The sequence below is a fragment of the Janthinobacterium sp. BJB304 genome (genome assembly GCF_002735765.1).
Taxonomy (GTDB): domain Bacteria; phylum Pseudomonadota; class Gammaproteobacteria; order Burkholderiales; family Burkholderiaceae_D; genus Janthinobacterium.
Window position 1 is genome coordinate 154,580 of record NZ_PDZN01000015.1, and the last position, 26,137, is coordinate 180,716.

Annotated in this window: 30 protein-coding genes; 22 read left to right on the forward strand and 8 right to left on the reverse strand. The window is 63.9% G+C overall.

What is annotated here, in order from left to right; genetic code table 11:
* Positions 1-12: 12 nt before the first annotated feature.
* The gene (locus CSQ95_RS18615) at positions 13-930 is read right to left on the reverse strand and encodes a LysR family transcriptional regulator (RefSeq protein WP_099410583.1); all 918 of its coding nucleotides are present in this window, start codon (positions 928-930) and stop codon (positions 13-15) included.
* Positions 931-1,064: 134 nt separating this feature from the next.
* Between CSQ95_RS18615 and CSQ95_RS18620 the strand changes: the two genes are divergently transcribed.
* Positions 1,065-1,670, forward strand: coding sequence for an FMN-dependent NADH-azoreductase (locus tag CSQ95_RS18620; protein ID WP_099410584.1), 606 nt, complete (start codon positions 1,065-1,067; stop codon positions 1,668-1,670).
* 113 nt (positions 1,671-1,783) lie between these two features.
* Complete coding sequence (locus tag CSQ95_RS18625) at positions 1,784-2,338, forward strand: nuclear transport factor 2 family protein (RefSeq protein WP_099410585.1); 555 nt, start codon at positions 1,784-1,786, stop codon at positions 2,336-2,338.
* A gap of 17 nt (positions 2,339-2,355) precedes the next feature.
* Here the strand turns inward: CSQ95_RS18625 and CSQ95_RS18630 are convergent, their stop codons facing one another.
* Positions 2,356-2,655, reverse strand: coding sequence for a hypothetical protein (locus tag CSQ95_RS18630; protein ID WP_099410586.1), 300 nt, complete (start codon positions 2,653-2,655; stop codon positions 2,356-2,358).
* A gap of 167 nt (positions 2,656-2,822) precedes the next feature.
* On the opposite strand from CSQ95_RS18630, the gene CSQ95_RS18635 reads away from it, so the two are divergent.
* A complete protein-coding gene (locus CSQ95_RS18635; RefSeq protein WP_257218104.1) occupies positions 2,823-3,047 on the forward strand; it encodes a hypothetical protein in 225 nt (74 codons plus the stop codon).
* On the opposite strand, the gene CSQ95_RS18640 is transcribed toward CSQ95_RS18635, so the two are convergent.
* Entirely contained in the window at positions 3,029-3,268 is a 240-nt protein-coding gene (locus CSQ95_RS18640) for a TIGR02450 family Trp-rich protein (RefSeq protein WP_099410587.1), read from the reverse strand. The two genes, CSQ95_RS18635 and CSQ95_RS18640, sit on opposite strands and share 19 nt — an antisense overlap.
* Before the next feature lie 72 nt (positions 3,269-3,340).
* Here CSQ95_RS18640 and CSQ95_RS18645 point away from each other — a divergent pair, with 72 nt between their 5' ends.
* Entirely contained in the window at positions 3,341-4,204 is an 864-nt protein-coding gene (locus tag CSQ95_RS18645) for a cysteine hydrolase (protein WP_099410588.1), read from the forward strand.
* Between the two features lie 79 nt (positions 4,205-4,283).
* Entirely contained in the window at positions 4,284-5,474 is a 1,191-nt protein-coding gene (gene pncB / locus CSQ95_RS18650) for a nicotinate phosphoribosyltransferase (protein WP_070221805.1), read from the forward strand.
* A gap of 181 nt (positions 5,475-5,655) precedes the next feature.
* Here pncB and CSQ95_RS18655 read toward each other — a convergent pair whose 3' ends face one another.
* Together CSQ95_RS18655 and CSQ95_RS18660 are read right to left on the reverse strand one after the other, a co-directional pair.
* Positions 5,656-5,955 carry an antibiotic biosynthesis monooxygenase gene (locus CSQ95_RS18655; RefSeq protein ID WP_070221804.1) on the reverse strand — a complete coding sequence of 100 codons (300 nt, stop codon included), beginning with the start codon at positions 5,953-5,955 and terminating at the stop codon, positions 5,656-5,658.
* A gap of 66 nt (positions 5,956-6,021) precedes the next feature.
* Positions 6,022-6,456 carry a hypothetical protein gene (locus tag CSQ95_RS18660; RefSeq protein WP_099410589.1) on the reverse strand — a complete coding sequence of 145 codons (435 nt, stop codon included), beginning with the start codon at positions 6,454-6,456 and terminating at the stop codon, positions 6,022-6,024.
* A gap of 195 nt (positions 6,457-6,651) precedes the next feature.
* On the opposite strand from CSQ95_RS18660, the gene CSQ95_RS18665 reads away from it, so the two are divergent.
* From CSQ95_RS18665 to CSQ95_RS18680, 4 genes are all read left to right on the forward strand, one after another.
* Positions 6,652-7,233, forward strand: coding sequence for a DJ-1/PfpI family protein (locus CSQ95_RS18665; RefSeq protein ID WP_070221802.1), 582 nt, complete (start codon positions 6,652-6,654; stop codon positions 7,231-7,233).
* A gap of 64 nt (positions 7,234-7,297) precedes the next feature.
* Complete coding sequence (locus CSQ95_RS18670; protein WP_070221801.1) at positions 7,298-8,530, forward strand: GAF domain-containing protein; 1,233 nt, start codon at positions 7,298-7,300, stop codon at positions 8,528-8,530.
* Positions 8,531-8,583: 53 nt separating this feature from the next.
* Positions 8,584-9,231, forward strand: a complete 648-nt coding sequence (locus CSQ95_RS18675) for a response regulator (RefSeq protein WP_180279099.1) — start codon at positions 8,584-8,586, stop codon at positions 9,229-9,231.
* Positions 9,232-9,397: 166 nt separating this feature from the next.
* A complete protein-coding gene (locus CSQ95_RS18680) occupies positions 9,398-10,096 on the forward strand; it encodes a Crp/Fnr family transcriptional regulator (protein WP_099410590.1) in 699 nt (232 codons plus the stop codon).
* Here the strand turns inward: CSQ95_RS18680 and CSQ95_RS18685 are convergent.
* Positions 10,093-11,283 (reverse strand): MFS transporter, encoded by a 1,191-nt coding sequence (locus tag CSQ95_RS18685; protein ID WP_099410591.1) that lies wholly within the window; start codon positions 11,281-11,283, stop codon positions 10,093-10,095. The genes CSQ95_RS18680 and CSQ95_RS18685 overlap by 4 nt on opposite strands.
* Positions 11,284-11,374: 91 nt before the next feature.
* Here CSQ95_RS18685 and CSQ95_RS18690 point away from each other — a divergent pair, with 91 nt between their 5' ends.
* On the forward strand, positions 11,375-11,827 hold the full coding sequence (locus CSQ95_RS18690; RefSeq protein ID WP_099410592.1) for a helix-turn-helix domain-containing protein: 453 nt from the start codon (positions 11,375-11,377) through the stop codon (positions 11,825-11,827).
* Positions 11,824-13,047, forward strand: a complete 1,224-nt coding sequence (locus CSQ95_RS18695) for a D-amino acid dehydrogenase (RefSeq protein WP_099410593.1) — start codon at positions 11,824-11,826, stop codon at positions 13,045-13,047. The genes CSQ95_RS18690 and CSQ95_RS18695 overlap by 4 nt, the downstream gene beginning before the upstream one ends.
* On the opposite strand, the gene CSQ95_RS18700 is transcribed toward CSQ95_RS18695, so the two are convergent.
* Together CSQ95_RS18700 and CSQ95_RS18705 are read right to left on the reverse strand one after the other, a co-directional pair.
* Positions 13,022-14,101 carry a hypothetical protein gene (locus CSQ95_RS18700; protein WP_099410594.1) on the reverse strand — a complete coding sequence of 360 codons (1,080 nt, stop codon included), beginning with the start codon at positions 14,099-14,101 and terminating at the stop codon, positions 13,022-13,024. The two genes, CSQ95_RS18695 and CSQ95_RS18700, sit on opposite strands and share 26 nt — an antisense overlap.
* A gap of 69 nt (positions 14,102-14,170) precedes the next feature.
* Positions 14,171-15,202, reverse strand: coding sequence for a MerR family transcriptional regulator (locus CSQ95_RS18705; RefSeq protein WP_099410595.1), 1,032 nt, complete (start codon positions 15,200-15,202; stop codon positions 14,171-14,173).
* 339 nt (positions 15,203-15,541) lie between these two features.
* Between CSQ95_RS18705 and CSQ95_RS18710 the strand changes: the two genes are divergently transcribed.
* From CSQ95_RS18710 to CSQ95_RS18760, 11 genes are all read left to right on the forward strand, one after another.
* Positions 15,542-16,552, forward strand: a complete 1,011-nt coding sequence (locus tag CSQ95_RS18710; protein ID WP_099410624.1) for a zinc-binding alcohol dehydrogenase family protein — start codon at positions 15,542-15,544, stop codon at positions 16,550-16,552.
* 1 nt (position 16,553) lies between these two features.
* The gene (locus tag CSQ95_RS18715) at positions 16,554-17,690 is read left to right on the forward strand and encodes a D-mannonate oxidoreductase (RefSeq protein ID WP_099410596.1); all 1,137 of its coding nucleotides are present in this window, start codon (positions 16,554-16,556) and stop codon (positions 17,688-17,690) included.
* A 114-nt stretch (positions 17,691-17,804) separates the two neighbouring features.
* Positions 17,805-18,722: a GntR family transcriptional regulator gene (locus CSQ95_RS18720; RefSeq protein WP_070313719.1), complete on the forward strand. Its 918-nt coding sequence runs from the start codon at positions 17,805-17,807 to the stop codon at positions 18,720-18,722.
* Positions 18,723-18,747: 25 nt separating this feature from the next.
* A complete protein-coding gene (locus CSQ95_RS18725) occupies positions 18,748-19,083 on the forward strand; it encodes a UxaA family hydrolase (RefSeq protein WP_099410597.1) in 336 nt (111 codons plus the stop codon).
* Positions 19,080-20,303, forward strand: a complete 1,224-nt coding sequence (locus tag CSQ95_RS18730; protein WP_099410598.1) for a UxaA family hydrolase — start codon at positions 19,080-19,082, stop codon at positions 20,301-20,303. The genes CSQ95_RS18725 and CSQ95_RS18730 overlap by 4 nt, the downstream gene beginning before the upstream one ends.
* Before the next feature lie 11 nt (positions 20,304-20,314).
* Positions 20,315-21,328: an aldo/keto reductase gene (locus tag CSQ95_RS18735; protein ID WP_099410599.1), complete on the forward strand. Its 1,014-nt coding sequence runs from the start codon at positions 20,315-20,317 to the stop codon at positions 21,326-21,328.
* Positions 21,325-22,155 carry an amidohydrolase gene (locus tag CSQ95_RS18740; protein WP_218963619.1) on the forward strand — a complete coding sequence of 277 codons (831 nt, stop codon included), beginning with the start codon at positions 21,325-21,327 and terminating at the stop codon, positions 22,153-22,155. Before CSQ95_RS18735 ends, CSQ95_RS18740 begins: the two co-directional genes overlap by 4 nt.
* A 119-nt stretch (positions 22,156-22,274) precedes the next feature.
* Positions 22,275-22,604, forward strand: coding sequence for an L-rhamnose mutarotase (locus tag CSQ95_RS18745; protein ID WP_099410600.1), 330 nt, complete (start codon positions 22,275-22,277; stop codon positions 22,602-22,604).
* A gap of 77 nt (positions 22,605-22,681) precedes the next feature.
* Complete coding sequence (locus tag CSQ95_RS18750) at positions 22,682-23,437, forward strand: SDR family oxidoreductase (protein ID WP_099410601.1); 756 nt, start codon at positions 22,682-22,684, stop codon at positions 23,435-23,437.
* A gap of 188 nt (positions 23,438-23,625) precedes the next feature.
* The gene (locus CSQ95_RS18755; protein WP_099410602.1) at positions 23,626-24,492 is read left to right on the forward strand and encodes a fumarylacetoacetate hydrolase family protein; all 867 of its coding nucleotides are present in this window, start codon (positions 23,626-23,628) and stop codon (positions 24,490-24,492) included.
* 66 nt (positions 24,493-24,558) lie between these two features.
* The gene (locus CSQ95_RS18760; protein ID WP_099410603.1) at positions 24,559-26,118 is read left to right on the forward strand and encodes a sugar ABC transporter ATP-binding protein; all 1,560 of its coding nucleotides are present in this window, start codon (positions 24,559-24,561) and stop codon (positions 26,116-26,118) included.
* Positions 26,119-26,137 lie beyond the last annotated feature (19 nt).

Here is a 26,137-nt window from a genome sequence, read left to right on the forward strand (position 1 = left end):
GCGCTCACTTATCTAGAACCCCGCTTCTGGTAGCAGCGGCAACTGCTCCGCAAACCGCTCCGTCAGCCACTTGCCCGCCTGGCCCGGCGGCGTGTCGGCGCGCTGGATCAGGTAAATCGGATAATTCTCGCCATTGTCGACGGCCAGCGGCAGGTGCACCAGCCGTCCCTCCGTCAAATCCTCGCGCACCATCGCTTCGGGCATGTTGCCCCAGCCCAGGCCCGCGCGCAGCAGCGCGTGTTTTGACCCCAGGTCGCCCAGGCGCCAGTTGCGCAATCCCAGCACGCCGAAATCCTGGCCCTCCGTCAGCACGCTGCGGTCGCTGAGCACCAGCTGCACGTGTTCGCGCGCCACGCTGGAAGGAATCGGGCCGGCCAGCTGCGCCAGCGCGTGGCTGGGCGCGGCCACGGGAATCAGGCGCACGTGGCCGACGGCCAGGCGCTCGAAGACGCTGGCCGTGGCCGTCATCCAGCCGCCGAGGCCGATGTGGCAGCTGCCATCCATCACCAGCTGCGCCACGGCGCCCATGGCTTCGATGCGCAGGCGCAGGGCGACGGTGGGAAACTGCGCCTGGAACGCCTCGAGCACGCGCACTAGCACGCAGGTGGGGAACATCACGTCGACCACCACCGACACTTCCGCCTCCAGCCCGCCGGCCAGCGCCTTGGCGCGCGCGCGCATGCCGTCGACCTTCAGGGCCACGGCGCGCGCGTCGGCCAGCAGGGCCTTGCCCGCGTCCGTCAGCGTGGGCTTGCGCTTGCCGCGGTCGAGCAGCACCACATTCAGTTGTTCTTCCAGGTTGGCGATGGTGTAGCTGATCACCGACTGTGTGCGGTGCAGCTGGCGCGCCGCGTGGGCGAAGCCGCCCGCGTCGATGACGGCGACGAACACGCGCAACTGGTCGAGCGAAGGCTGGCCTGGTTCTCTCATGATGATTCCTTATCTAAAAATTCGATGCTAATCATTTATATTTACATGGTTTTCTCGATGGTAGACCTGAACTATGCTGTATGCAAGGGCTGCGATACGGCCCATCCCGTCACCCGTTTTCCCAGGAGCACTTCATGAGCAAGGTCTTGTACATCAATAGCAGCGTGCGCAACAGCGGTTCCCTGTCGCGTCAATTGTCCGGCGAATTCGTCGCGAAACTGGCCGCGCAAGGCGCCAGCGTGGTCGAGCGCGACCTGTCCGCGCAACCGGTGCCGCACCTGACGGAAGAGGTGATGGGCGCCTTCTTCACGCCGGCTGAGCAGCGCAGCGCCCAGGCGGCAGCGGCGGTGCAATTGTCCGATACCCTGGTCGATGAATTGCTGGCCGCCGACGTGCTGGTGCTGGCCGCCCCCATGTACAATTTCTCCGTGCCGTCGACCCTGAAGGCGTGGATCGACCACGTGGCGCGCGCAGGCCGCACTTTCCAGTACACGGCAACGGGCCCCGTCGGCCTGGCCACGGGCAAGAAAGCATATATTTTTACGGCCAGCGGCGGTGTCTACAGCGAAGGCCCGGGCGCCGCGTATGACTACCTGAGCACCTATCTGCGCACGGCGCTGGGCTTCATCGGCATCACCGACATCGAGTTCGTGCAAGCGGAAGGCGTGGCCATGGGCGAGGATGCCGTCGCCAGCGCGATCGCCAAGGGCCGCGCCTCGATCGCAGCGCTGGCTGCCTGAGTCTACTCCGCCGTAGTTCCAAAGAGGGATTGCCAATCTGCCATGGTTGACATAAGCTTGCCGGCGGCACGCCCCGTGCCAGGCCGGCGAGCCGTTCGCCATGAAAGTCCCTCATGCACAAGTTGGCAAGCGCAATACTGTTCGGCTGTTCGCTGTTTTTGGCAGGCATGGCGCTGGCGCAGACCGCGCCCGCTGCACCGCCTGCGCCGCCCCACGTGGGCCGCCACGCCTCCACGCACGAGGATCTCCGCGCCATCGAGCAAGTCGTCGCCGACTTCCAGGCGGCCCTGATCGCCAAGGATGTCAAGCTGCTGTCGTCGCTGATGCTGCACACGAATATCTTGTTCGCCTCGCCGGCCGACGATGCTTTCATCAAGAACATGCGCGTCACGACGGACGTCCACTTCGACGGCGTCGGGGCGGGTGGCTACGCCGCTTTCGCCAACTTCATCACGCGCGAACCGCAGCGCACGGAAGAAAAATTCTACAACGTCAAGATCATCCAGGACCGCCATGTGGCGTGGGTCAACTTCGACTACGAATTCCTCGTCGGCGGCAAATTGTCGAACTATGGCGTGGAAGCGTGGCAGATGGTCAAGCGCGACGGCGACTGGAAAATCCTCAGCGTCGTCTGGTCCATGCATCCCGCCGCCGAGGCAGGAAAATAGCCGCCCGCCATGCCGCGTCAGTCGCGCGGCAGCGCGCGGATTTCCACCGTGCCCCCCGCGTTCAGTACGGGGTTTCCGATCAACAATTTTTTTGCATCGTCTATACTTTCAGCTTGCACACGTAGATAGCCTGACAAGTGTGGCGTGACCGCTCTGGCCTGGCCTGAGCGGTGCACGCAGATGCCGGGCCCGATGGAGCTGCCACCGCAGAAGCGGCCACTGGCCCTGAGCATGGCGAAGTAGTCTTCCCAGGCGGACGTGGTGACGTCCATCGGTGTTTCCGTGTCGTCATGCATGAAGATGATGTAGTCATTCATCCTTTTTCTCCTGTGCCGCGTGATAAAAAGAGAGCTGAATTGAGTATCCTGAGCAATCGCGAGCGCATGGTTTTACCCTCACCGCGTCAGTCCGTAGAGACAAGCTGTCCGGCCATGTCATTTTTGGAGCGCACATCGTGCCGATAAAGTATGTTGATTTTTATGAGGTGAATTACACGGCAGAGCGCTTGCGGGGCTGCAAGCTATGGGGCGCGTACGTCGCCATCTATGCCCCTTCGCCCAACCCCATGCACCGGGTGAACCTGGTGAAAAAGCGCCGGGTGTCGGCCGACCATCAGTTTACAACGGAAGCCGATGCCATGGCGGAAGCGGGCGAGGCGGCCGTCAAACTGGTCGAGCGGCGCCAGCGCCGCTATGTCTTCCACCCCTGATGCCACTGCGCGGTATCCTGCAGCGCGCGCCAGGGCAGGATGTGCACGCGGCCCGAATGCACGGCTTCCAGTTCCACGTGCGTGGCCGGTTCATCCGGCGTGGCCGGGGCGCACAGCTTGATGACGAGAAAATGCCTTTCCTTGTTGACGGGCGTGACGGCGGTCCATTTGCTGTTGAGTAACTTGTTCGGACGCAAGTTATTGCGATTGACAAGGTGCATGGCGGTCTCCGGATTGGCGTGATGGCGATGTTGCCATTATCATGCAACTTCCTGCCACGCACGAGGACCGCCATGAAACGCCAGCTGCACTTGCTCGTCATCGACCCGCAAAACGATTTTTGCGACTTGCCTGCCACCTGGCTGCCGCCCGATGCGGCGCCTGCGCTGGCCGTGCCCGGCGCCCACGCCAACATGCTGCGCGTGGCGCAGCTGATCCGCGAAGGGGGGAGCGGCTTGACGCAGATCAGCGTAACGCTTGACGCCCACCACCGCTACGACATCGCCCACCCCGCCTTCTGGCGCACGGGCGATGGCGGCGCCGTGCCGCCGTTTACGCAGATCAGCGCCCAGCAGGTGCGCGACCGCCTGTTCCTGCCCGCCGCCAGCGGCGCCTTGCCGCGCGCGCTGGCTTACCTTGACGCCTTGCAGCAGGCGGGACGCTACCAGCTGATGGTGTGGCCCGTGCACTGCGAGATCGGCAGCTGGGGCCAGAATATCCACGCGGCCGTGCGCGCCGCCTACAACGCCTGGGAAGTGGCCAACTTGCAAGTGGTGGCCAAGCTGAGCAAGGGTTCCAATCCGTGGACCGAGCACTACTCGGCCGTCATGGCGGAAGTGCCCGATGCGCAGGATGCGGCCACCCAGCTCAACCGCGCATTCCTCGACACCTTGCTGCCGGCACAGCAACTCTACATCTGCGGCGAAGCGGGCAGCCATTGCGTCAAAGCCAGCACCGAGCACATCGCCGATTACCTGGAAGCGCAGCAGGGCAAGGCGGCTCTGTCGCGCCTGGTCTTGCTGACGGACTGCATGAGCCCCGTCACGGGCTTTGCAGCGCAGCAGCGCGACTTCCTTGCCGCCATGCATGAGCGCGGCGCGCGGTTGGCCACATCCACCGAGGTCGTGCCTGAATTGCTGGCCAACGCAGGCGATTGATGCTTTCCTGCAAGCGAACCCTGCTGAAATGCTTGCGGTGGCGTACTATTCTGGCTTCAGGAAGTTGGAGAAAACACACATGACCCCGATAGTGCGCAGTTTGCTGGAAACCGATCTGTATAAATTTACAATGTGGCAAGCCTTGCTGCACGGTCATCCGAATACCCATACCGAATACGAATTTGTCTGCCGCAACGCCACCGCCTTTCCCCTGGCCGAACTGAAGGGCGAGCTGGAAGAACAGCTCGACCACCTGTGTTCGATGTCGTTTGCCGACGACGAGCTGGCCTATCTGCGCACGCTGCGCTTCATGAAGAGCGATTTCGTCGATTTTTTGACGGTGTTCCGCTTCCAGCGCAAGTTTATCGACGTCAGCACGGACGGCGACACCCTGATCGTGCATGCGGCCGGGCCGCAGGTGCACGTGATGGGTTTCGAGATTTTCGTGCTGTACATCATCAACGAACTGTATTTCCGCCGCTTCGACCTCGATGCGGCCATGCGCGAAGGGCGCCACCGTCTGGGCTTGAAAGTGGCGGCCGTCAAGGAATTCGGCAAGCTGCCGCGGCGCAAGCATCCGTTCGAATTTTCCGATTTCGGCGTGCGCCGGCGTTTTTCCGGTGCCTGGCATGACGAGGTGGTGCAACGGCTGGCGCGCGAAGTGCCCGAATACTTCAAGGGCACGTCGAATGTTTACCTGGCGAAAAAGCTCGGCATCGTGCCGATCGGCACCATGGCGCATGAATACATGCAGTCGTTCCAGTCCTTCGGCGTGCGCCTGCGCGACTTTCAAAAGGCGGCCTTGGAAGACTGGGTGCAGGAATACCGCGGCGACCTGGGCATCGCCCTGACGGACGTGGTCGGCATGGATGCCTTCCTGGCCGACTTCGACCTGTATTTCGCCAAGCTGTTTGACGGCTTGCGCCACGATTCGGGCGACCCCGTCGAGTGGGGCGAGAAGGCGCTGGCCCACTATGCGGCCCTGCGCATCGACGCCAACACCAAGCGCCTCGTGTTTTCCGACGGCCTGGACCTGGACAAGGCGTTTGCCCTGTACCAGCACTTCGCCGACCGCATCATGACGGGCTTTGGCATCGGCACCAATCTCACCAACGACGTCGGTTTGACGCCGCTCAACATCGTCATGAAACTGGTGCGCTGCAATGGCCAGTCCGTGGCGAAATTGTCGGATTCACCGGGCAAGACCCTGTGCAAGGATGAAACCTTCCTCGCGTATCTGCGGCAGGTGTTCCATCATCCTGCCGTCTAAGCTGCGCCCAGGCGCCTATGCGTGGCGTAGGTCGGATTAGCGGGGCCGCCGAGGCGCGGCAAAGCCGCGCGTAATCGGACAACTTCGCGGACAACTGCGCGGACAACTTCGCGGCCAAGTCCGCCGACAAACTCGCGGACTAGCTTGGCGGGCAGACGATGTGCCGTGTGCAACCCCCGGCTTAAAACCCCGTCACCACCGTGTTCATGTGTTCCACCTGGGGCGGGGCGGCAAAGAATTCGCCCACCAGGCCGCGCCAGGCCTGGAAGTCGTCGCTGCCGCGGAAATGCACGGTATGGTCTTCCAGGGTCGTCCAGCCGACCACCAGGCGGTAGGCGTCGCCGTTTTCGATCGAGCGCTCCAGGCGCATCGATTCGCAGCCGCGCGCGCGCTGGAACAGGGGGACGGCTTTCGCTACAGCCGCTTCGAAGGCTTCATGCGTGGCCGATTTGATCTGGATGTGGGCAATTTCAAAAATCATGGCAATTTCCGCTGTGAAATGAAGGAACGGTGATCTTGCCATAATTTCGCCGTGCAGGGGAGGGCGTCAGCCCGCCAGCGCCGGTGTGCCTGCATCGGCGCGCCGGCTGCCCGCGTGGCTGGCCGTGCGCTGTTCGATGTCGCAACCATTGCATGCCTGCACGATGGCGTGCGCCCGTTCCTGCTCCTGCGGATCGCTGACGGCGACAATGAGGCGTACCATGCCGCGAAACGCCGTCTTGCCGTAGTTACGCCGGTACATATGGTTGTCGCCGCCGAACAAGGCGTTGATCGCGCGTTCCAGCCGGCTGGTCATGGTGTCGCGGTTGCCGATCGTAAAATTGCCCTGCACGGGGCCGGCCTCGTCGTCGCCCGCGTCCAGTTGCACGGCGTGAGGAGGAAAACCTTCGGCCAGCAAGCGGATGCGGGCGCGCTCCGCATCGGGGAAATGGTCGAAGATACGTATCAGCGTGCTGCCGCCGCTGTTTGTGCTGCTGTCCATGGCCCGGCCTTTCAAGGAGGTGTACCTGATTTGACCGGCGAGCCTGTAAAAAATTCTGCCTCAGCCTGTAAAATCCTCGATCAAGGCGCAAAAGTTTGATAAATATCCAGTATGGTTGCCAAGTCGCGCTAAGATACGCCTTGCGGTGTGTCCTGCAGGCAAGGATATGGGATCAATCTTTCATAGGAGAACTAAATGGCAGCGAAGAAAATTCTGTTTTTGACCGGCGATTTTGCAGAAGATTATGAAACGATGGTGCCGTTCCAGGCCCTGCTGATGCTCGGCCATGCCGTGCACGCCGTCTGTCCCGGCAAGAAGAGCGGCGAGACGATCAAGACGGCCATCCACGATTTCGAGGGCGACCAGACCTACACGGAAAAGCCGGGCCACCTGTTCACCTTGAACGCCAGCTTCGACGAGATCGACCCGGCCGACTATGACGCCGTGATGATCGCCGGCGGCCGCGCGCCCGAATACCTGCGCCTGAACGACAAAGTCATCGCCGCCGTGCGCCATTTCGCCGAGGCGGGCAAGCCTGTCGCGGCCGTCTGCCACGGCGCGCAATTGCTGGCTGCCGCCGACGTTATCCGCGGCAAGCGCATTTCCGCCTATCCCGCCTGCGCGCCGGAAGTCAAACTGGCGGGCGGCACGTATGCCGACATCGCCGTCACGGACGCCGTCACCGATGGCCAGTTCGTCACCGCGCCCGCCTGGCCCGCGCATCCGGCGTGGCTGGCGCAGTTCGTCAAGCTGCTCGGTACCGAGATCCGTTTGTAACCTTTACCTGCCCGGCAGGCCGCAGCGTTCGCCGGGCGCACCACTTTTCAGATTCGAGTTCTTCATGCATGCGCCGCGCAGTCAACCTTCCCGCAAACAACTTCCAGCGTCGCGCTGGCGCCAGCGCCGCCTGGCGCAAGCCGCATCGGGCCTGAGCGCCGCGCAGGAGCGCCAGCTGGCCACCCTGCATGACATTTCCACCTTGCTGGCGGGACAGCACGCCATCGATGCGCTGTGCCGCGGCTTCCTGCGCCACGTGATGCAGTTCGCGCAAGCCGAAGGCGGTACCGTGCGCATCCTCGATCCGCAGCACGATACCGTGCACATCATCGTGCACGAAGGCATTTCCGACGCGATGGTGGAAGAGGAACACTGTATCCGCAACAACGATTGCCTGTGCGGCGCGGCCGTGGCGCAGGGCGTGATCCAGATCCGCGATTTCCGCCAGGTCGAAGCGCTGCAGCGCTACCGTTGCCAGGACGAAGGCTTTATCGCCATCGCCGTCTTTCCCATCCTCGCGCGCGACCAGGTGGTGGGCAGCTTTTCGCTGCACTTTGCGCAGCCGCAAGCCGTGCAGGCGCAGCAGCAGGGCTGGCTGGAGACGCTGGGCCAGAGCCTGGGCATCGCCATCGAGAACCAGCGCCTGATCGCGCGCGAAAAGGAATTTGCCGTGGCGCGCGAACGCAGCCTGCTGGCCGAGGGCTTGCACGACAGCATCGCGCAAAGCCTGAACTTCATCAGCCTGCAAGTGCAGATGCTCGACGATTCCGTGCGCCGGGGCCAGCTCGACGAGGCGGCCGAAGTGTTGCCGCTGATGCGCATGGGCGTCGAGCAAAGCTACCAGGACGTGCGCGAATTGCTCGTCAATTTCCGCACGCGCTGGCATGGCAGCGACCTCGAAAGCAAACTCAGCGAAGTGCTGGCCAAGTTCGAGCTGCAGACGGGTGTCGCAGGCACCCTGGAGATGAGCGGCAATGGCGCGCCGCTGGCGCCCGAGCAGCAGTTGCAGATCCTGTTCATCGTGCAGGAAGCGCTGTCGAATATCCGCAAGCATGCGCAGGCGAGCAATGTGGCGCTGCGCGTGGAAAACGGGCGCGATTTTGCGCTGCAGGTGCGCGACGATGGCGAAGGCTTTGCCGCCAACCTGCGCGACAAGAAAACGGAATTGCAGATCGGCTTGCGTATCATGCAGGAGCGGGCCGAGCGGCTCGGTGCGCAATTTGCCATCGACAGCACGCCCGGCGGCGGCACGACGATCTCGCTGGCCTTGCCGGCGGCGCGGCGCCAGGCCGCGTAACAGATGATTCCGAATCTATTCCCGCTATTTATCAGGCTAAAGAAACAAACATAGTGAACGCACCAATCAAAATCCTGCTGGTCGACGACCACACCTTGCTGCGCAGCGGCGTCAAGCTGCTGCTGCAGCGCAATCCTCAATTCCAGGTGGTGGGCGAGGCATCGAACGGCCTCGACGGCGTGCGCCTGACGGCCGAACTGCAGCCCGACGTGGTGCTGATGGACTTGAACATGCCCGGCGTAACGGGCGTCGAGGCGCTGCAGCTGATCTTGCAGGACATGCCGCAGATGGTGGTGCTGATGCTGACCGTGTCGGAAAACGCGGCCGACCTGGGCGCGGCCCTGCGCGCGGGCGCACGCGGCTATTTACTGAAAAACATAGAAGCCGAGCAGCTGGGCCAGGCCATTTGCCGCGCCGCCGCCGGCGAATCCGTGATTGCCGACGCCATGACGGCCAAGCTCGTGTCGCAGTTCCGCGCGGGGCAGAACGCGCCGCAGGAAGACTACGACAAACTGACGCCGCGCGAACGCGAAGCCATGGCCTGCCTGGCGCAAGGACTGAGCAACAAGGAAATCGCGCGCCAGCTGGACGTGGCCGAAAGCACGGTGAAAATCCACGTGCAAAACATCCTCAAAAAGCTTAAGCTCAGCAGCCGCGTGCAGATCGCCGTGTATGCGGTCGAGCGCGAACTCGGTAAATAAAGATCAAGCAAAGCGTAAATACAGTGCCAAAAAGCCACAAGGAATGCGCGATTGTTTGATCTGCATGGCGTTCCGGCCTAGACAACCCTAGTTCCTTTGACGTATGGCCTTGACCGTGCCTGCGCATTACACTCTTAGTCATTCGCTAATCTAATAAGAGAGTGTCATGCATAAGGTCAACGTCGATGGCTTGCTATCGAGCCAGGCTCTGTTCCGCCATATTTCCCCTTCGCAATTAGAGCAATTGCGCCAGGATGTCGTGCGTGTCGAAGTGGAAAAAGGCAAAGTGTTGTTCCGCAAGGGCGAAGTGGCGGAAGGCGCCTACGTGGTGGTCTTCGGCCTCGTCAAGCTCAGCGTGTTTTCCATGGAAGGGACCGACAAGGTCCTGGAATTGATCCGCCCGGGCCAGAGCTTCGGCGAAGCCATGATTTTCCTCGATGAACCATACCCGTTCTGCGCCGAAGCGCTTGAGCACTGCCTGCTGCTGCGCATCCCGCCGCACGCACTGCTGCGCCTGCTGGACCAGTCGCCCCGCATCGCGCGCCAGATGATGAACAGCCTGTCGCACCACCTGATGGGTTTCATACGCAACGTGGAGCGCTGCTCCGTGCAGAATGCCACCCAGCGCGTGGTCGAGTATCTGCTGCAGGCATCGGACCAGCAGCGCTCGAACGAGGTCAAGCTGGACCTAAAGAAAAGTCTGTTGGCCTCGTTCCTGAACCTGGCGCCCGCCACCTTGTCGCGCGTGCTGCACCAGCTGACGGACTTGCACCTGATTAAAGTCAGCGGTTCGCTGATCCAGATCCAGTCCGATGCGCTGAAGACGTACCGCCATGGTTCCGCCGCCACGGCCATGCTGAACTAAGCTTTTTCAGCAGGCAAGGTCAGCCGCCAGAACAGCAGGGCGAGCAAGCTGACCGCCGCGCCCAGCGCGCATACCCCATGCCAGCCCGCCAGCGCATACACGCTGGTGGCGGCAATCGCACCGAGTCCGCTTCCCACCGCATAAAACAGCATATAGCACGCCACCAGGCGGCTGTGCGCGTCGCTGTCCTGCTTGAAAATCAGGCTCTGGTTCGTCACGTGGATGGCCTGGCCCGCCAGGTCCAGCGCGATGATGCCGATGACCAGGGGCCACAGGGCCGCGCCGGCAAAGCTGAGCGGCAGCCATGCGGCCAGCAGCAGCAACAGGGCCGCGCCCGTCGTCCACTGCGCGCGGCCCTTGTCTGCCATGGCGCCCGCACGTGCCGCGCCCAGCGCACCGATCACGCCCACTAACCCGAATGCGCCGATGGCCGCATGGCCATAGCCTTGCGCCGTCAATGGCAGCACGAGCGCGCTCCAGAAAATATTGAAGACGGCAAACATCAGCAGGGCCAAGGTGCCGCGCACGCGCAGCACCTTGTTGTGCAGCAGCATGTCCAGCATGGAAGCGAGCAGGGCGCCGTAGGCCAGCTTTTGATCGGATGGCTGCGCCAGCGGCAGCTTGCGCCACAGCAGCAACAGCAGGGCGCAGGCGATGGCTGCGGAAACAAAATACACGGCGCGCCAGTCGGCCAGGTCCGCCACCACGCCGGACAGGGTGCGCGCCAGCAGCAAGCCGATCACCACGCCGCCCTGCGCCATGCCAACGACCCTGCCCCGCTCATGGCTGGCCGCCGCGCTGGCGGCATAGGCGATCAAGCCCTGCGTCATGGCCGTGCCCAGCAAGCCCACCAGCAGCATGCCGCCCAGCAAGGCGGCCGTGGAACGGGCGCAGCCCAGCGCCGCCAGGGAAATGGCAAGCAAGCCTAGCTGGAACAGGGTCAGCCGGCGCCGGTTCAGCATGTCGCCCAGGGGCACGAGCAGCAGCAGGGCCAGCGCGCAGCCGAGCTGCGTGGCCGTGATGACCATGCCGCTGGCGGCTTCCGTCATGCCGAACTCCTGCGCCAGGGTGGCGAGTAAAGGCTGGGCGTAATACACATTGGCCACGCTGAGGCCGGCCGCGCAGGCAAACAGCCAGACGAGAGGGGAAGGAAGTGCTGCTGTGATGGGGGTGGTTGTGTCGCGCATGGGCTTGCCTATAAGTAGTTTTAAATTAAAACCAGTTGGAGTCTACGGTGATTAGTTTTAAAATGCAACTACTCAATCCTGGAGCATGCCGATGGCCAAGCGCAAGAGCCTGAAAACCGATCCCTGTCCCGTGGCGCGGGCGCTCGACGCGATCGGCGAGCGCTGGTCGCTCTTGATCGTGCGCGACGCCTTCGACGGCATGCGCCGGTTCGGGGAATTCCAGAAAAGCCTGGGCGTGGCGAAGAACATCCTGGCCGACCGCCTGCACACCTTGGTGGAAGAGGGTATTTTTACCATTGCGCCCGCTTCGGACGGCACGGCCTACCAGGAATACGTGCTCACGCCCAAGGGCCTGGCCCTGTTTCCCGTCGTCGTCGGCTTGCGCCAGTGGAGCGAGGAGCAATTGTTCGACCCTGGCGAGGCCCATTCGACCCTGCTGCAGCGCGGTTCAGGTTTGCCCGTGCGCAGGCTGGACGTGCTGGCCGAGGATGGCCGCGTGCTGCAGGCGGGCGATACCGTCGTGCACAAGGTAGGGGCGCCATGAGCCGCACGGTGGCCGTCATCGGCGGTGGCATCACGGGCGTCACCACGGCGTACGCGCTGGCGAAACGGGGCGTCGCTGTCACCTTGATCGAGCGCCACCGCTATGCCGCTATGGAAACGTCGTATGCGAATGGCGGGCAATTGTCGGCCTCGCACGCGGAAGTGTGGAACCACAAGGCGACGATCTGGAACGCGCTGAAATGGATGACGCGGCGCGATGCCCCGCTGCTGCTCAATCCGACTCCCGGCTGGCACAAGCTGAGCTGGTTTGCCGAGTTTCTCGCCGCCATGCCGGATTACGAGCGCAACACCATCGCCACGGCGCGCATGGCGATTGCCGCGCGCGCACATCTGTTTGCGTGGGCAGAGCAAGAGAATATAGCTTTCGATCACCGCCGCGCCGGCATCCTGCACGTTTACCGCGACCGGCGCGGCTTCGAGCGGGCGGCCGGCGTGTCGCGCCTGCTGGCGCAGGCAGGGCTGGAGCGGCGCGCCGTCACGCGGCAGGAAATGCGCGCCATCGAACCGGCCCTGCACGGTGACTTTTACGGCGGCTACTACACGGACAGCGATTCCACGGGCGACATCCACAAATTCACCAGCGGCCTGGCCGACGCCTGCGTGCGCCTGGGCGTGGCCTGCCGCTATGGTGCACAGGTCACCGCGCTGGCGCGCGAGCACGGCAAAGTGCGTGTCTCCATGGGCGAGGACAGCACCGTGTTCGACGCCGTCGTCATCTGCGCGGGCACGGCCAGCCGCGCCATGGCGGCCATGCTGGGCGACCACGTGAATGTGTATCCCGTGAAAGGCTATTCGATTACCGTGCAGCTCGATGACGGCGCCAGCCGCGCCGCGGCGCCGTGCGTCAGCCTGCTCGACGATGCGACCAAGCTGGTCAGCAGCCGCCTGGGCGAAGACCGGCTCAGAGTGGCGGGTACGGCGGAATTCAATGGCGTCAATCACGACATCCGCGCCGACCGCATCCGCCCGCTGCTGCAGTGGGTCGAGCAGTGTTTTCCTGGTGTGAATACCCGCAAGGTCGTGCCGTGGGCGGGCTTGCGCCCCATGCTGCCGGCCATGCTGCCGAAAGTGGGGCCAGGCAAGGCACCGGGCGTGTATTACAACACGGGCCACGGCCACCTGGGCTGGACCCTGGCGGCCGCGACGGCGGAGATGGTGGCAGAGGCGGTCGCGCCTAGTTCTTCGGCAGCAGATCGCTGAGCGCGGCGCGGCCCTTGACGGTGAGGAAGGGGCCGACCTTGCTGTAGGGCAGTAAAAAATCGTTTTCGCAGCCGCTGCCGTTCGAGTCTTCCCAGAACGATACGCCTTCCGGCTTCAGGGACAGGTGGAAGCGGCCGCGGCCGTCGTAATCCGTGCCCTTGCATTCGGCGTCGATCTTGACATCTTTGAAGAGGGCCTGGCGCAGACGGTCCGGCAATTCGGCCTTGTCGTCGCCATCGCTGGCGCTGGCGCCAAACCAGTTCCACACGTCCGTCTCCTGGCCCGTTTTGACGTCCCAGGTACGGAAGCGGATGGAAATGCCGCTGGCGCCATAGCCGGCCGCCCAGCGGTAGAACTTGATCGTCACCCAGCGCGGCGACCAGTAGGTGGGCTCCGCATACACTTCGTCTTCCGTCGTGAAACCGTTGCGGCCCAGGTATTCGCGGCGCGTGGCATAACAGTCTTCCAGGTCTTTCTTGTTCTTCGCCAGCACGGCGCGCAGCTGCGCATTGATTTTTGCGATGCCGTCGCCGGGCGCCATCAATTCCACGGTGATGGTGTCGCCCACTTGCAGGTTGCGGTATTGCTTGCCTTCGAAGGTAACGGATTTGCTGACCTTGGTGTTGGGAAAGTCTTCCAGCGCCAGGTTGTAGGCGTCGCTGGCGCAGGACGGGTGTTCGCGGTCGCCCGCCGCTTCCAGCAAGGTCAAGGCCAGCGGCAGGGTCTTGCCGCTTTTCGGCTCCGTCCAGGTGCCGGTGAGCTTGCCGCCTTGCGGCGCACCCAGGCGCCACGTGCCCGTGGTGTCACCCTTGGCGTCGGACTCGCTCCAGTCGCTCTTGCCGTTCGCCATGGACAGCATGATCGGTGTCTTGTAGCGCGTGTAGTAATAATTGCCGCTGCGGTCAGATCCTTGCGTGGGGCTGGGCTGGTTGAAGCAGGCGACGATATTGGCCTTGCCCAGAGTGCCCTGCCACACCCCTTGCACGGGCGGCTCGGCCGCCATGGCGGAATTCAGGGCGGGCAGGGTCAGACATATAAGCAAAAAGCGGCGCATCGGATTTTCCTGTGATTGGCGATGGCCGATTCTACATGGCCACCGCCTGGAAATGCCGCACGCCAACTTTTACGCTTGTTTTTCCTGCGCCACCACGGCCATTGCCGCGCCCAGGTATTGCAACATGGCCCCGTCGACGAAGCTGCCTTCCATCAGACGCGGTTCCTGCTGGTGCGCCTGGCGGAATTTCAGCTGCGTGGCCGGGTCTGTGCCCGCATACGAACGGAACAGATCCAGCCACTGCCGCGCCAGCTGCAGCACGGCCGGGTCGGTGGGCGGCGTGCGCGCATCGATGGCGGCGCGCACGGCGGCGATCAGGGCCGGCCACTCGCCCGATCGCTTGCCGTAGTTGGCGAGTAAATACGCATACTCCTGCTCGTCGAGGAAAGGCTTGTACAGCGCCATGCGCGAGGCGTTGAAGGCGGCGAGGATGAACTGCATCAGTTCCGCATCGATGCTGGTGGTCGTCTGCATCGATGGTTCCTGCTCGTGCATGTCGTTCAGGCGCGCGAACAGGCCCGGGTGGGCGCCCGTGTCGCGCACCAGCTTGACCATCCATTCCGTGGCCAGCGCCTGCGCTGGCGCGTCGCCGGGGCCGGCGCCCGTCGCCTGCAGGGCGCGCACTCTGGCCACCAGCGCCTTCCATTCCTGTTCCACCGCCGTATCGGAGAGCAGCGGCAATTGCTGCAGTTCTTCTTGGGTAAAGTATTTGTCGTACATGGTCATCAACTCCATAGTGGTAAGCCACTCGGCCAGTTCCGGTGCCTGTCCCTGCGCCAGTTGCGCCTGCAGGGTGCGCAGGCGCTCGCGCAGGGTGGAAGCCTGCGCGATCTGGCGCTCCAGCATGGCGATTTGCCGCGCCACGATGGAATGCAAAGGCAGGTCCGGGCCGGCGAGGGCATTGGCGATATCGGCCAGCGACAGCCCGAACTTGCGCAGCGCCATGATCCGGTGCAGCCGGTCCATGTCGCTGTGCTGGTACAGGCGGTAGCCGGCTTGCGTGCGCGCCGAAGGCGAGAGCAGGCCGATGCTGTCGTAGTGGTGCAAGGTGCGGATGGTCAGGCCCGTGAGCCTGGCCAGTTCACCGATTTTCAGCAGCATCGTCTTCTCCTTGTCTTCAGTGCGTGCTACTACGATGGTGCTTGACGTTACGTCAGGGTCAAGCAGGAATGTAGCAGAGGGCCCGAAAAAATCGGAAAAAGAATCCGTTGACCTTCATTTTTTTGTACGGTATATTTATAAAACCGAATGACGGTAGCAGCAAAACAAACAGGTTCGGGCCAGGCGGCATAACGGCATGATCGTTGTGCGGCGCAGCAAGACGCGCCACTGGCAGGGCTGGAAAGACAATCCGTGCAGACGGATTTTTTTCACAGTTGGTTTGTACGTTAAATATAATATGCCGCCGGCAAGATCCGGACGGCGAGAGAGACGACCATGATGAAAAGCATCGTTTGCGATACGCCCGGCAGTTTGCGCATGGAGCAGCGCCCCGTGCCCGTGCCCGCCGAGGGCGAAGTGCTGCTGCGCATACGCCGCGTCGGCATCTGCGGCACCGACATGCACATCTTCCGCGGCACCCAGCCTTTCCTCAGCTATCCGCGCGTGATGGGCCATGAATTGTCCGGCCATATCCACGGCGCGCCGGCCGGCTCGCGCCTGGCCGTGGGCGACCAGGTCTACGTGATGCCCTACCTGTCCTGCGGTACTTGCGTGGCCTGCCGCCAGGGCAAGACCAACTGCTGCACCCGCATCGAAGTGCTGGGCGTGCACCGCGACGGCGGCATGACCGAATACCTGGCGCTGCCCGAGCGCTTCGTCTTCAAGACGGAAGGCATCTCGCTCGATGACGCGGCCATGATCGAATTTCTCGCCATCGGCGCGCATGCCGTCAAGCGCGGCGCGGTCGATGCGGCCAAGCGCGTGCTGGTGGTGGGCGCCGGCCCGATCGGCATGGCCGTGATGCTGTTCGCATCGTTGAAGGGCGCCGACGTGACGGTGCTCGACGGCCGCGCCGACCGCCTGCGGTTTTGCCGCGACGCGCTGGGCATCGCCCGCACGGTGCAGCTGGGCGACGGCGACAAGGAGCTGCTGTCGGACGCCACAGGCGGCGAATTCTTCGACGTGGTGTTTGACGCCACCGGCAATATCGCCGCCATGGAGCGGGGCCTCGATTTCGTCGCCCACGGCGGCTCCTATGTGCTGGTATCGATCGTGCGCGACCGCCTGTCCTTTTCCGACCCTGAATTCCACAAGCGCGAAACGACCTTGCTGGGCAGCCGCAATGCCACCGTCGACGATTTCGAGGACGTGGTGGCGGCCATGCAGGCGGGACTCGTGCCAACGGCACTGCTCAATACCCACCGCACCACGCTCGACGAATTTACGGGCGTGCTCGATCGCTGGATGCAGCCCGAGGCGGGCGTCATCAAGGCCATCGTCGAGGTCTGAGATGAGCGATCTCAACCCCATACTTCAATTTGGCACCAGCCGCTTCCTGCAGGCGCACGCCGACCTGTTCGTCAGCGAAGCGGCCAGCCTGGGCGAGGCGCTGGGCCATATCACCATCGTGCAAACGACCGGCAGCGCGCAGGGCGCGGCGAGGGTGGCGGCGTTTCGCCGGCCCGGCGGCTATCCCGTGCGCATCCGCGGCTGGCAGGGCGGCGCCCAAGTCGATGAAGAGCGCCGCGCCCACGCCGTCACGCAGGCGTGGCAAGCGGGCAGCGACTGGCGGCAGGTGCGCGATGCGGCCGTGGCCGCGCGCGTGATCTTGTCGAATACGGGCGATACGGGCTACCAGCTCGATGACGGCGACCACGCCGGCATGCTCGACGGCGATACCGTCCCCGCCAGCTTTCCCGCCAAGCTGCTGGTGCTGCTGCACGGGCGCTTCCTGGCCGGCGCTGCGCCCCTCTCGATTTTTCCGTGCGAACTGGTGGCCGACAACGGTCATGTACTGCGCCAGGTGATCGTGACATTGGCGCGGCAGTGGCGCTGCGATGCCGCGTTCATCGGCTACCTGGAAACGGGCTGCCTGTGGATCAATTCCCTGGTCGACCGCATCGTTTCGGAATCGATCGAACCGGTAGGCGCCGTGGCCGAGCCCTATGCGCTGTGGGCCATCGAGGCGCAGGAAGGCATGCTGCTGCCGTGCCGCCACCGGCAAGTGGTGCTCACAAACAGCCTGCGCGAGTATGAACAGCGCAAGCTGTTTTTGCTCAACCTCGGTCACACCTACCTGGCGCAACTGTGGATGGAGCGGGGCAGCCCGGCCGGCATGACGGTGCGCGAAGCGATGGACGATGGCGCCATGCGCGCCGGGCTGGAAGCCCTGTGGCAGGAGGAAGTGCTGCCCGTATTTGCCGCCATGGGGGCGCCGCACGGCGACGCCGCGCTGGCCTACGTGGCGCAGGTCAGGGAACGCTTTTGCAATCCCTTCCTCGCGCACCGCCTGGCCGACATCGCCCAGCACCACGCCGGCAAGATCGCGCGCCGCGTGGCGCCCGTGGCGGCGCTGGCGCGGCAGCTCTGTCCCGCGCTGGGGCAGCCGCGCCTGCGCGCCATGCTGGCGCCGGGAGCGCAGCCATGAACGCCCCCGCCACCGCAGTTGTTTCTTTTTCGGCATGCCGATCCAATCCGATATCGACTAAAATGGCCCACTCATCCACTTTCCCTTTCGCTGGCATAGCGCGTTCATTCATCCATGTCCAAACCCGCCACCGTCTTCAAGCGCAGTACCAATCTGCTGTTGCAATTTCTCGCCGAGAATGTCGCAGTGGGCGAGATGCTGCCGACGGAGCAGTTCCTGACCACCATCTGCCAGGGCAGCCGCACGGCGGTCCGCAGCGCGATCGCCTACCTGTCGACGCGGCGGCTGATCGCCAGCCCGGCGGACCGGCGCCTGCTGCGCAAACCCATACCGGGCGACTACTTCGACATCTCCGAATTGCAGTCGGGGGCCGAGCGCATCCAGCAAGTGCTGATGGAGCGCGTGTACCAGCGCGACATGCCGCCCGGCGCGGAATTTTCGGAAGCGGAACTGGCGCGCGAAGCGGGCGCCAGTACCGTCAGCGTGCGCGAATTTCTGATCGGCTTTTCGCGCTTCGGCCTGATCGAAAAGAAGCCGCGCGGCGGCTGGCGCCTGTGCGCGTTCGACCGCTCGTTCGCCACCGAACTGGCGGACATGCGGCGCATGTTCGAGATGGCGGCCGTGGAGCAGTTTGCGCACTTGCCGCATGGCGACCCGGCGTATGCGGAACTGGCGCGGCTGATCAAACAGCACGAGAAGCTGGCGGCCAGAATAGACACGCGCCACAATGCCTTTCCGGCGCTGGACCGCGAGTTCCACACCTTTTTGATTGGCCTCTTGAACAACCGCTTCGCGCAGGGCTTCTACGATATCGTCTCGTTTGTCTTCCACTATCACTACCAGTGGGACAAGGGCGAGGAAAAGGGCCGCAACCAGTACGCGGTGCAGGAGCACCTGGCGATCCTGCATGCGCTGGCGGAGCACGACATACCGAAGGCGCTCGAGTGCATGCGTTCGCACCTCGATTCCTCGCGCCGCACCATGCTGTCCTCGATAGGCACGCGCGAAAAACTGAGCCAGCCAGGCGCCTAGCCGCCTTTGCCGGGGAGGGTGCGCCATGAGCCTCGCTTCCCGGCCTGCCAGCCTGCTCCTGATGTCGTCCGAGGATAACTGCCTGATCGCCAGGACAGCATTGGCCTGCGGCGACGTCGTCGCCATCGATGGACTGCCCGTCACTCTGGCGCAAGACATCCAGATCGGCCACAAGGTGGCGCGCCGCGCGCTGGCCGTGGGCGACAAGGTGCTGCGCTACGGCGCCCTGATCGGCAGCATCACGGCTCCCGTCGCCATCGGCGAACATATCCACACGCACAACCTGGCAAGCGACTACATCCCCACGTTTACCCTGGGCCAGGACGGCCACCATTTCCTGAACAAGGACGACCAAGCATGAACGCTCCCGCAACGACACACGCCCTGTCGGGCTACCTGCGCGCCGATGGCCGCAAGGGCATCCGCAATATCGTGGTGGTGGCCTATATGGTCGAATGCGCGCACCACGTGGCGCGCCTGATGGTCAACGCCTTTCCCGGCCAGCCCGTGCACCTGATCGGCTTTACGGGCTGCTTCCCCAACGAATACGCGGACCAGGTGATGCGCCGCCTGCTGACGCACCCGAACGTGGGCGCCGTGCTGCTGGTCTCCCTGGGCTGCGAAGGCTTCAATAAATATGGCCTCTCCAGCGCCGTGGCCGACAGCGACCGTCCCGTGCACACGATCACCATCCAGGAAAACAGCGGCACGCGCCCCAGCGTGAGCAGCGGCGTCGAATGGATAGGCTGGGCTCTCGATCACCTGGCGCGGCAGGAGCGCGTGCCGATGGGGATCGAGGAACTGGTCGTCGCCACCATCTGCGGCGGCTCCGACAGCACCAGCGGCATCAGCGCCAACCCGGCCGTCGGCGTGGCCTTTGACACGCTGATCGCGGCCGGCAGCCCCTGCATCTTCGAGGAGACGGGCGAACTGGTGGGCTGCGAATACCACATGCAGCGGCGCGCCGTCAGCCCGGAGCTGGGCAACGCCATCGTCGACACCGTGGCCAAGGCCGCGCGCTACTACACCATCATGGGCCATGGCAGCTTCTCGCCGGGGAACGCCGATGGCGGCCTGACCACGCAGGAAGAAAAGTCGCTGGGCGCCTACGCCAAGAGCGGGTCCTCGCCCATCGTCGGCATTCTGAAGCCGGGCGACCAGCCGGCCGGCGGCGGCCTGTACCTGCTCGACGTGGTACCGGATGGCGAGCCGCGCTTCGGTTTCCCGAACGTGTCGGACAACGCGGAAATCGTCGAGCTTATTTCCTGCGGCGCCCACATCACCTTGTTCACGACCGGACGCGGCTCCGTGGTGGGCTCGGCGATTTCGCCCGTCATCAAGGTGTGCGCCAATCCGCAAACCTTCGAGCGCCTGGCCGACGACATGGATATCAACGCCGGCAAGATCCTCACGGGCGCAGCCACCTTGGAAGAGGTGGGCGCCGAGATCGTCGCCGCCGTGCTGAACGTGGCCAACGGAGAACTGAGCCGCTCGGAAGACCTGGGCCACCAGGAGTTCGTGCTGACCTATAAACAATTCGACGCGGTGGGGCCAGGCTGCTTCCCCTTGCGCGCTGCTTGAGGACCGGGTTCATGGATGTCACACAATTGCGCAGCTTGCCGCGTGGCGGCCTGTCGCTGCCCTGCATCGGCATGGGCTGCGCGCCGCTCGGCGGCCTGTACCAGCCGGTCAGCGACGCGCAGGCGCGCGCCACCCTCGATGGCGCGTGGGACGCCGGCGTGCGCTTCTTCGACACGGCGCCGTTCTATGGCTATACCCAGTCCGAACACCGTCTCGGCGCGGCGCTGCGCGAGCGGCCCCGCAACGAGTTCGTGATCAGCACCAAGGCAGGACGGCTGATGCGGCCCGACCCCTGCGTGCGCCCCGGCGACGACGGCTTTGCCGCGCCGCTGCCGTTCCGCCCCCATTACGACTACACGTATGACGGCGTGCTGCGTTCGCACGACGACAGCCTGCAGCGATTGGGGCTCGAGCGCATCGATATCCTGTTCGTGCACGATATCGGCAAGGCCACGCATGGCGAACGCGAGCAGCAATACTGGCGCCAGCTGACTGGCGGCGGCTTTCGCGCGCTGGACCAGCTGCGCGCCAGCGGCCAGGTGAAGGCCGTGGGCCTCGGCGTCAACGAATGCGAGATCGTGCTGCGGGCGATGGCGGAATTCGACCTCGACTGCACCCTGCTGGCCGGCCGCTATACCTTGCTGGAACAGGCTTCGCTGTCGCCATTGCTGGACCTGTGCGTGGAACGCGGCAACGCCATCGTGATCGGCGGCCCGTTCAACTCGGGCGTGCTGGCCGGGAACGGCAAATTCAATTACGCCGATGCGCCGGCCGCGATACTCCAGCGCGTGGCGCGCCTGGACGCCATCTGCCGCGCATTCAACGTGCCGCTGCAGGCCGCCGCCCTGCAGTTTCCGCTCGCCCATCCGGCCGTCGTTTCCTGCATCCCGGGCGGCCAGGACCTGGCGCAGCTGCGGCAAAATCTCGACTGGTTCGCCACGCCCTTGCCGGACGCCTTGTGGACGGCATTGCAGGAAGCTGGCCTGATCGATGCGCGCGCACCGGTGCCCAAGGGAGCCGCATGATGCGCATCGACGCCCACCAGCACTTCTGGCAACTGGCCGCGCGCGGCGGCAGCTGGCCGCCGCCATCCTTGGCCGCCATCCACCGCGATTTCGCGCCCGCCGATCTGGCGCCTCTGCTGGCCGAATATGGCATCGCTGGAACGGTGCTGGTGCAGTCGCTGCCGTCGTCCGCCGATACCGATTACCTGCTGGCGCTGGCGGAAAAGACCAGCTTTATCCGTGCCGTCGTGGGTTGGACCGACTTGTTGGCCAAAGACGCACCGGCGGCGATTGCCCGTCTGGCGTCGCACGGCAAGCTCAAAGGCCTGCGCCCGATGCTGCAGGACCTCGACGACGATGCATGGATCGCCGATTCCGCGCTCACGCCGGCGTTGACGGCCATGGCGGCACACGGCTTGCGGCTGGACGCGCTGGTGCTGCCGCGCCATTTGCCCGCGCTGCTGCAATGCGCGCGTGATTATCCAGCGCTCCCCGTCGTGATCGACCATGCGGCCAAACCGCCGATCGCCGAAGCTGAATTTGGCCACTGGCGCGAAGACATGGCGCAGCTGGCCGCGCTGCCGAACGTGCACTGCAAGCTGTCCGGGCTGGTGACGGAAGCGCGGCCCGGCTGGCGCGTCGACGATTTGCAGCCGTATGTGGCGCATGTGCTCGACGTGTTCGGCCCCCGGCGCGTGATCTGGGGCAGCGACTGGCCGGTAGTCGACCTGGCCGGCGGCTATGCGGCCTGGCTGCTGGCGAGCGAAGCGCTGCTGTCGCACTTGGGGCAGCAGGACAGGGACGATATTTTCGGCCTTAATGCATGCCGCTTTTATGGGCTTAAATGAGGTGGCTGGCTTGTCGGCTTACGCCGTTCCGGCTAAGCCGACCTACGAAACACCTCGATGCCAACTGTAGGTTGGCTTAGCCGGCCCTGGCCGGCGTAAGCCAACAAAGAGGAGCTGAAATGCAAAGAATGGGCATGGTCATCGGCATCGCGCCGGACCGCATCGCGGAATACAAGACCCTGCACGCCGCCGTCTGGCCGCAGGTGCTGGCCAAGCTGACGGCGGCGCATGTCGGCAATTATTCGATCTTTTTGCGCGAGCCGGAAAACCTGTTGTTCGGTTACTGGGAGTACCACGGCGAGGATTTTGAAGCCGACATGGCGGCCATCGCCGCCGACCCGGAAACGCAGCGCTGGTGGACCTTTTGCGCCCCCTGCCAGCTGCCGCTGGCTTCGCGCGCCGAGGGCGAGCACTGGGCGATGATGGAGCAGGTTTTCTACTTTGCTTAGCAAGAATCCGGGGTCAGACCCGCCGGGTCTGACCCCAGCACTTAAGGTGTTGGGTTAAAAAAATAAAAGGAGATAACATGACCGCCAGACTACAAGGAAAAATCGCCCTGCTCACCGCCGCCGGCCAGGGCATCGGCCGGGCCACGGCCGAAGCGTTCGTGCGCGAAGGCGCGACCGTGATCGCCACCGATATCAACCAGGCCCAGCTCGACGCGCTGAAGGAAGCGACGGGCTGCGCCATCCGCCTGCTCGACGTGACCGATGGCGCGGCGATCACCGCGCTGGCCGGCGAGATCGGCCCCGTCGATATCCTCTTCAACTGCGCCGGCTTCGTCGATGGCGGCACCATCCTCGATTGCGACGATGCTGCCTGGGACCGTTCCTTCGACATCAACGCCCGTTCCATGTACCGGCTGATGCGCGCCGTGCTGCCCGGGATGCTGGCCAGGGGCGCCGGCTCCATCGTCAATATGTCGTCGGTGGCGTCGAGCGTGAAGGGCGCGCCGAACCGTTTTATCTACGGCACCTCGAAGGCGGCCGTGGTGGGCATGACCAAGGCGGTGGCCGCCGATTTCGTCACGCGCGGCATCCGCTGCAATGCGATCTGTCCCGGTACCATCGAGTCGCCCTCGCTGAAGGAACGCATTGCCGCGCAGGCGGCAGCGACGGGCGTGAGTGTCGATGAAGTGCAAGCCGCTTTCGTGGCCCGGCAGCCGATGGGCAGAGTGGGCAGGGCAGAGGAAATCGCCGCCCTGGCCGTGTATCTGGCTTCCGACGAATCCGCTTTTACCACCGGCATGGTCCACGTCATTGACGGCGGCTGGTCTAACTAAGGACACCCGACCAAACCTACTGCGCGTCGCGATATGCGGCTTGCGATGCTCACTGTACATTCGTACAGCTGCGCTTCTCGGCCACATCTCGCTTCCGCTCGCTACGGTTTTGTCGGGTGTCGTGAAGGCGCGGGCCTGATTGCTACCGAACTTTTTATGTTGTTTGATATTTACTTGAAAGTTTAATCATGAAACTGATGCGTTATGGCGCCAAGGGCGCTGAAAAACCTGCCTTGATCGATGCTGACGGCGCCGTGCGCGACCTGTCCGGCGTGCTGCCCGATATTACGGCCGCGACCCTGGGCAAGGATGGCCTGGCGGCCCTGGCCGCCATCGGCATCGCCAGCCTGCCGGTGGTGGCCAACCCCGGCCGCATCGCGCCGCCGTGGCAGGGCGTGGGCAAGTTTTTATGCGTGGGCCTGAACTATGCCGACCATGCGGCTGAATCGGGCATGGCCGTGCCGGCTGAGCCGGTGCTGTTCATGAAGGCCACCAGCGCCATCATCGGCGCCAACGATGCCGTGGTGATGCCGCAGGACTCGAAGAAAAGCGACTGGGAAGTGGAGCTGGGCGTGGTAATCGGCACCACTGCGCGCTATGTGAGCGAAGCGGAGGCGCTGTCGCACGTGGCCGGCTACTGCGTGGTGAACGATTTGTCCGAACGCGAATACCAATTGGAGCGCGGCGGCCAGTGGGACAAGGGCAAGGGCTGCGATACCTTCGGCCCGATCGGCCCCTGGCTGGTGACCGCTGACGAAGTGGCGGACCCGCAAAACCTGGGCCTGTGGCTGGAAGTGAACGGCAAGCGCGTCCAGGACGGCAATACCCAAACGATGGTCTTCGGCGTGGCGAATCTGGTCAGCTATATCAGCCGCTTCATGACCTTGTACCCGGGCGACATCATCAGCACCGGCACGCCACCGGGCGTGGGCATGGGGCAGAAACCGTCGGCCGTGTATTTGAAGCCGGGCGACACCATGCGCCTGGGGATCGACGGCCTCGGTGAGCAGAACCAGGCCGTGCATGCGTGGAATCCGCAACTGATCGACAGTTAAACGAGTAGCAAAACGAGTAGCAGACCGGCGCGCCGCCAAGATGCTCAGACATCGGCGCGCCGGCCTATGGCAGTGGAGTGGAGGAGACACACCATGAATCAATCTGAAGAGATACTGGCCTTGAACAAGGTCAGCAAGCGCTTTCCCGGCGTGCTGGCCCTGGACAACGTCAGTTTCAGCCTGCGCAAGGGCGAGGCCCATGCGCTGTGCGGCGAAAACGGCGCCGGCAAGTCCACCCTGATGAAGGTGATGAGCGGCGTGTACCAGGCCGACGAGGGGGAACTGGTCTACAAGGGCAAGGTGTGCAGCTTTGCCAGCAGCGTGGATGCGGAGGCGGCCGGCATCGCCATCATCCACCAGGAACTGAACCTGATCCCGCACCTGAGCGTGGCGGAGAATATTTTCCTGGCGCGCGAACCGGTGCGCGGCATTTTCATCGACCGCAAGAAGATGCGTGCCGATGCGCAGGCGCTGCTGGACCGTTTAAAACTGCGCATCGACCCGCGCCAGCTGGTGAAGAATCTGTCCTGCGCCCAGCAGCAGATGGTGGAAATCGCCAAGGCGCTGTCGCTCAATACGGAAGTGCTGATCATGGACGAGCCCACGTCCTCGCTGACGGAAAGCGAGACGGGCCAGCTGTTCGATATCATCAATGAACTCAAGCGCAACGGCGTGAGCGTCGTGTACATCTCGCACCGCCTGGAAGAGATGCAGCACATCATCGACAGAGTGACGGTGCTGCGCGACGGGAAATTCGTCTGCACCGACGATTTTGCCAGCACCACCCTGGATGCCATCGTGGCCAGGATGGTGGGCCGCACCCTCGATGAAAAATTTCCCGACCGCGTCTCGACGCCGACGGCTGAAGTGCTGCTGCGCGTGAGCGATTTGCACCGCAAGGATATATTCGGCCCGCTGAGCTTTGACTTGCGGCGCGGCGAGATCCTCGGCTTTTCCGGCCTGATGGGCGCGGGCCGCACGGAAGTGGCGCGCGCCATCTTCGGCGCCGATCCGCTCACCGGCGGCGCGATCCACCTGGGCGACGTGGCGGTGACGATCACCAGCCCCATCGACGCCATCGGACACGGTATCGCCTACCTGTCGGAAGACCGCAAGAGCCACGGCCTGGCGATCCGCATGTCGGTGGCGGCCAACCTGACCCTGACGAATGTATCGGCGCTGGCCAACCGATTCGGCTTCATCGATTTCGCCAGGGAAGAGGCGGTGGCGCAGCAGTATATCGCGGCGCTGGGCATCAAGACGCCGACCTCGAAACAGGTCGCGCGCAACCTCTCGGGCGGCAATCAGCAAAAGATCGTCATCAGCAAATGGCTGTACCGCGAATCGAAAATCATCTTCTTCGACGAACCCACGCGCGGCATCGACGTGGGGGCCAAGTTCGCCATCTATCAGCTGCTCGACAAGCTCGCGTCGGAAGGCATCGGCGTGGTGCTGATCACGTCCGAGCTGCCCGAGATCATGGGCATGACGGACCGCGTGGCCGTGTTCCATGAAGGGCGCATCAGCGGCATCGTCAATACGCGCGAGTCGTCGCAGGAAGAGATCATGCAGCTGGCGTCGGGGCGCGTCGTCGCTCCAATCCCTGGCCAGGCGGCAGTCCACTAAAAACAGAAAGCTTAAAAAA

Excerpts from the sequence above, each read along its gene's own strand:
- pncB (WP_070221805.1), top strand. The coding sequence starts at position 4,284 with ATGACCCCGATAGTGCGCAGTTTGCTGGAAACCGATCTGTATAAATTT.
- CSQ95_RS18745 (WP_099410600.1), top strand. The coding sequence starts at position 22,275 with ATGCAAAGAATGGGCATGGTCATCGGCATCGCGCCGGACCGCATCGCG.
- CSQ95_RS18725 (WP_099410597.1), top strand. The coding sequence starts at position 18,748 with ATGAGCCTCGCTTCCCGGCCTGCCAGCCTGCTCCTGATGTCGTCCGAG.
- CSQ95_RS18615 (WP_099410583.1), bottom strand. The coding sequence starts at position 930 with ATGAGAGAACCAGGCCAGCCTTCGCTCGACCAGTTGCGCGTGTTCGTC.
- CSQ95_RS18665 (WP_070221802.1), top strand. The coding sequence starts at position 6,652 with ATGGCAGCGAAGAAAATTCTGTTTTTGACCGGCGATTTTGCAGAAGAT.
- CSQ95_RS18660 (WP_099410589.1), bottom strand. The coding sequence starts at position 6,456 with ATGGACAGCAGCACAAACAGCGGCGGCAGCACGCTGATACGTATCTTC.
- CSQ95_RS18755 (WP_099410602.1), top strand. The coding sequence starts at position 23,626 with ATGAAACTGATGCGTTATGGCGCCAAGGGCGCTGAAAAACCTGCCTTG.
- CSQ95_RS18645 (WP_099410588.1), top strand. The coding sequence starts at position 3,341 with ATGAAACGCCAGCTGCACTTGCTCGTCATCGACCCGCAAAACGATTTT.
- CSQ95_RS18730 (WP_099410598.1), top strand. The coding sequence starts at position 19,080 with ATGAACGCTCCCGCAACGACACACGCCCTGTCGGGCTACCTGCGCGCC.
- CSQ95_RS18750 (WP_099410601.1), top strand. The coding sequence starts at position 22,682 with ATGACCGCCAGACTACAAGGAAAAATCGCCCTGCTCACCGCCGCCGGC.
- CSQ95_RS18720 (WP_070313719.1), top strand. The coding sequence starts at position 17,805 with ATGTCCAAACCCGCCACCGTCTTCAAGCGCAGTACCAATCTGCTGTTG.
- CSQ95_RS18715 (WP_099410596.1), top strand. The coding sequence starts at position 16,554 with ATGAGCGATCTCAACCCCATACTTCAATTTGGCACCAGCCGCTTCCTG.
- CSQ95_RS18655 (WP_070221804.1), bottom strand. The coding sequence starts at position 5,955 with ATGATTTTTGAAATTGCCCACATCCAGATCAAATCGGCCACGCATGAA.
- CSQ95_RS18630 (WP_099410586.1), bottom strand. The coding sequence starts at position 2,655 with ATGAATGACTACATCATCTTCATGCATGACGACACGGAAACACCGATG.
- CSQ95_RS18705 (WP_099410595.1), bottom strand. The coding sequence starts at position 15,202 with ATGCTGCTGAAAATCGGTGAACTGGCCAGGCTCACGGGCCTGACCATC.
- CSQ95_RS18620 (WP_099410584.1), top strand. The coding sequence starts at position 1,065 with ATGAGCAAGGTCTTGTACATCAATAGCAGCGTGCGCAACAGCGGTTCC.
- CSQ95_RS18670 (WP_070221801.1), top strand. The coding sequence starts at position 7,298 with ATGCATGCGCCGCGCAGTCAACCTTCCCGCAAACAACTTCCAGCGTCG.
- CSQ95_RS18700 (WP_099410594.1), bottom strand. The coding sequence starts at position 14,101 with ATGCGCCGCTTTTTGCTTATATGTCTGACCCTGCCCGCCCTGAATTCC.
- CSQ95_RS18640 (WP_099410587.1), bottom strand. The coding sequence starts at position 3,268 with ATGCACCTTGTCAATCGCAATAACTTGCGTCCGAACAAGTTACTCAAC.
- CSQ95_RS18625 (WP_099410585.1), top strand. The coding sequence starts at position 1,784 with ATGCACAAGTTGGCAAGCGCAATACTGTTCGGCTGTTCGCTGTTTTTG.
- CSQ95_RS18710 (WP_099410624.1), top strand. The coding sequence starts at position 15,542 with ATGAAAAGCATCGTTTGCGATACGCCCGGCAGTTTGCGCATGGAGCAG.
- CSQ95_RS18695 (WP_099410593.1), top strand. The coding sequence starts at position 11,824 with ATGAGCCGCACGGTGGCCGTCATCGGCGGTGGCATCACGGGCGTCACC.
- CSQ95_RS18740 (WP_218963619.1), top strand. The coding sequence starts at position 21,325 with ATGATGCGCATCGACGCCCACCAGCACTTCTGGCAACTGGCCGCGCGC.
- CSQ95_RS18685 (WP_099410591.1), bottom strand. The coding sequence starts at position 11,283 with ATGCGCGACACAACCACCCCCATCACAGCAGCACTTCCTTCCCCTCTC.
- CSQ95_RS18690 (WP_099410592.1), top strand. The coding sequence starts at position 11,375 with ATGGCCAAGCGCAAGAGCCTGAAAACCGATCCCTGTCCCGTGGCGCGG.
- CSQ95_RS18680 (WP_099410590.1), top strand. The coding sequence starts at position 9,398 with ATGCATAAGGTCAACGTCGATGGCTTGCTATCGAGCCAGGCTCTGTTC.
- CSQ95_RS18735 (WP_099410599.1), top strand. The coding sequence starts at position 20,315 with ATGGATGTCACACAATTGCGCAGCTTGCCGCGTGGCGGCCTGTCGCTG.
- CSQ95_RS18760 (WP_099410603.1), top strand. The coding sequence starts at position 24,559 with ATGGCAGTGGAGTGGAGGAGACACACCATGAATCAATCTGAAGAGATA.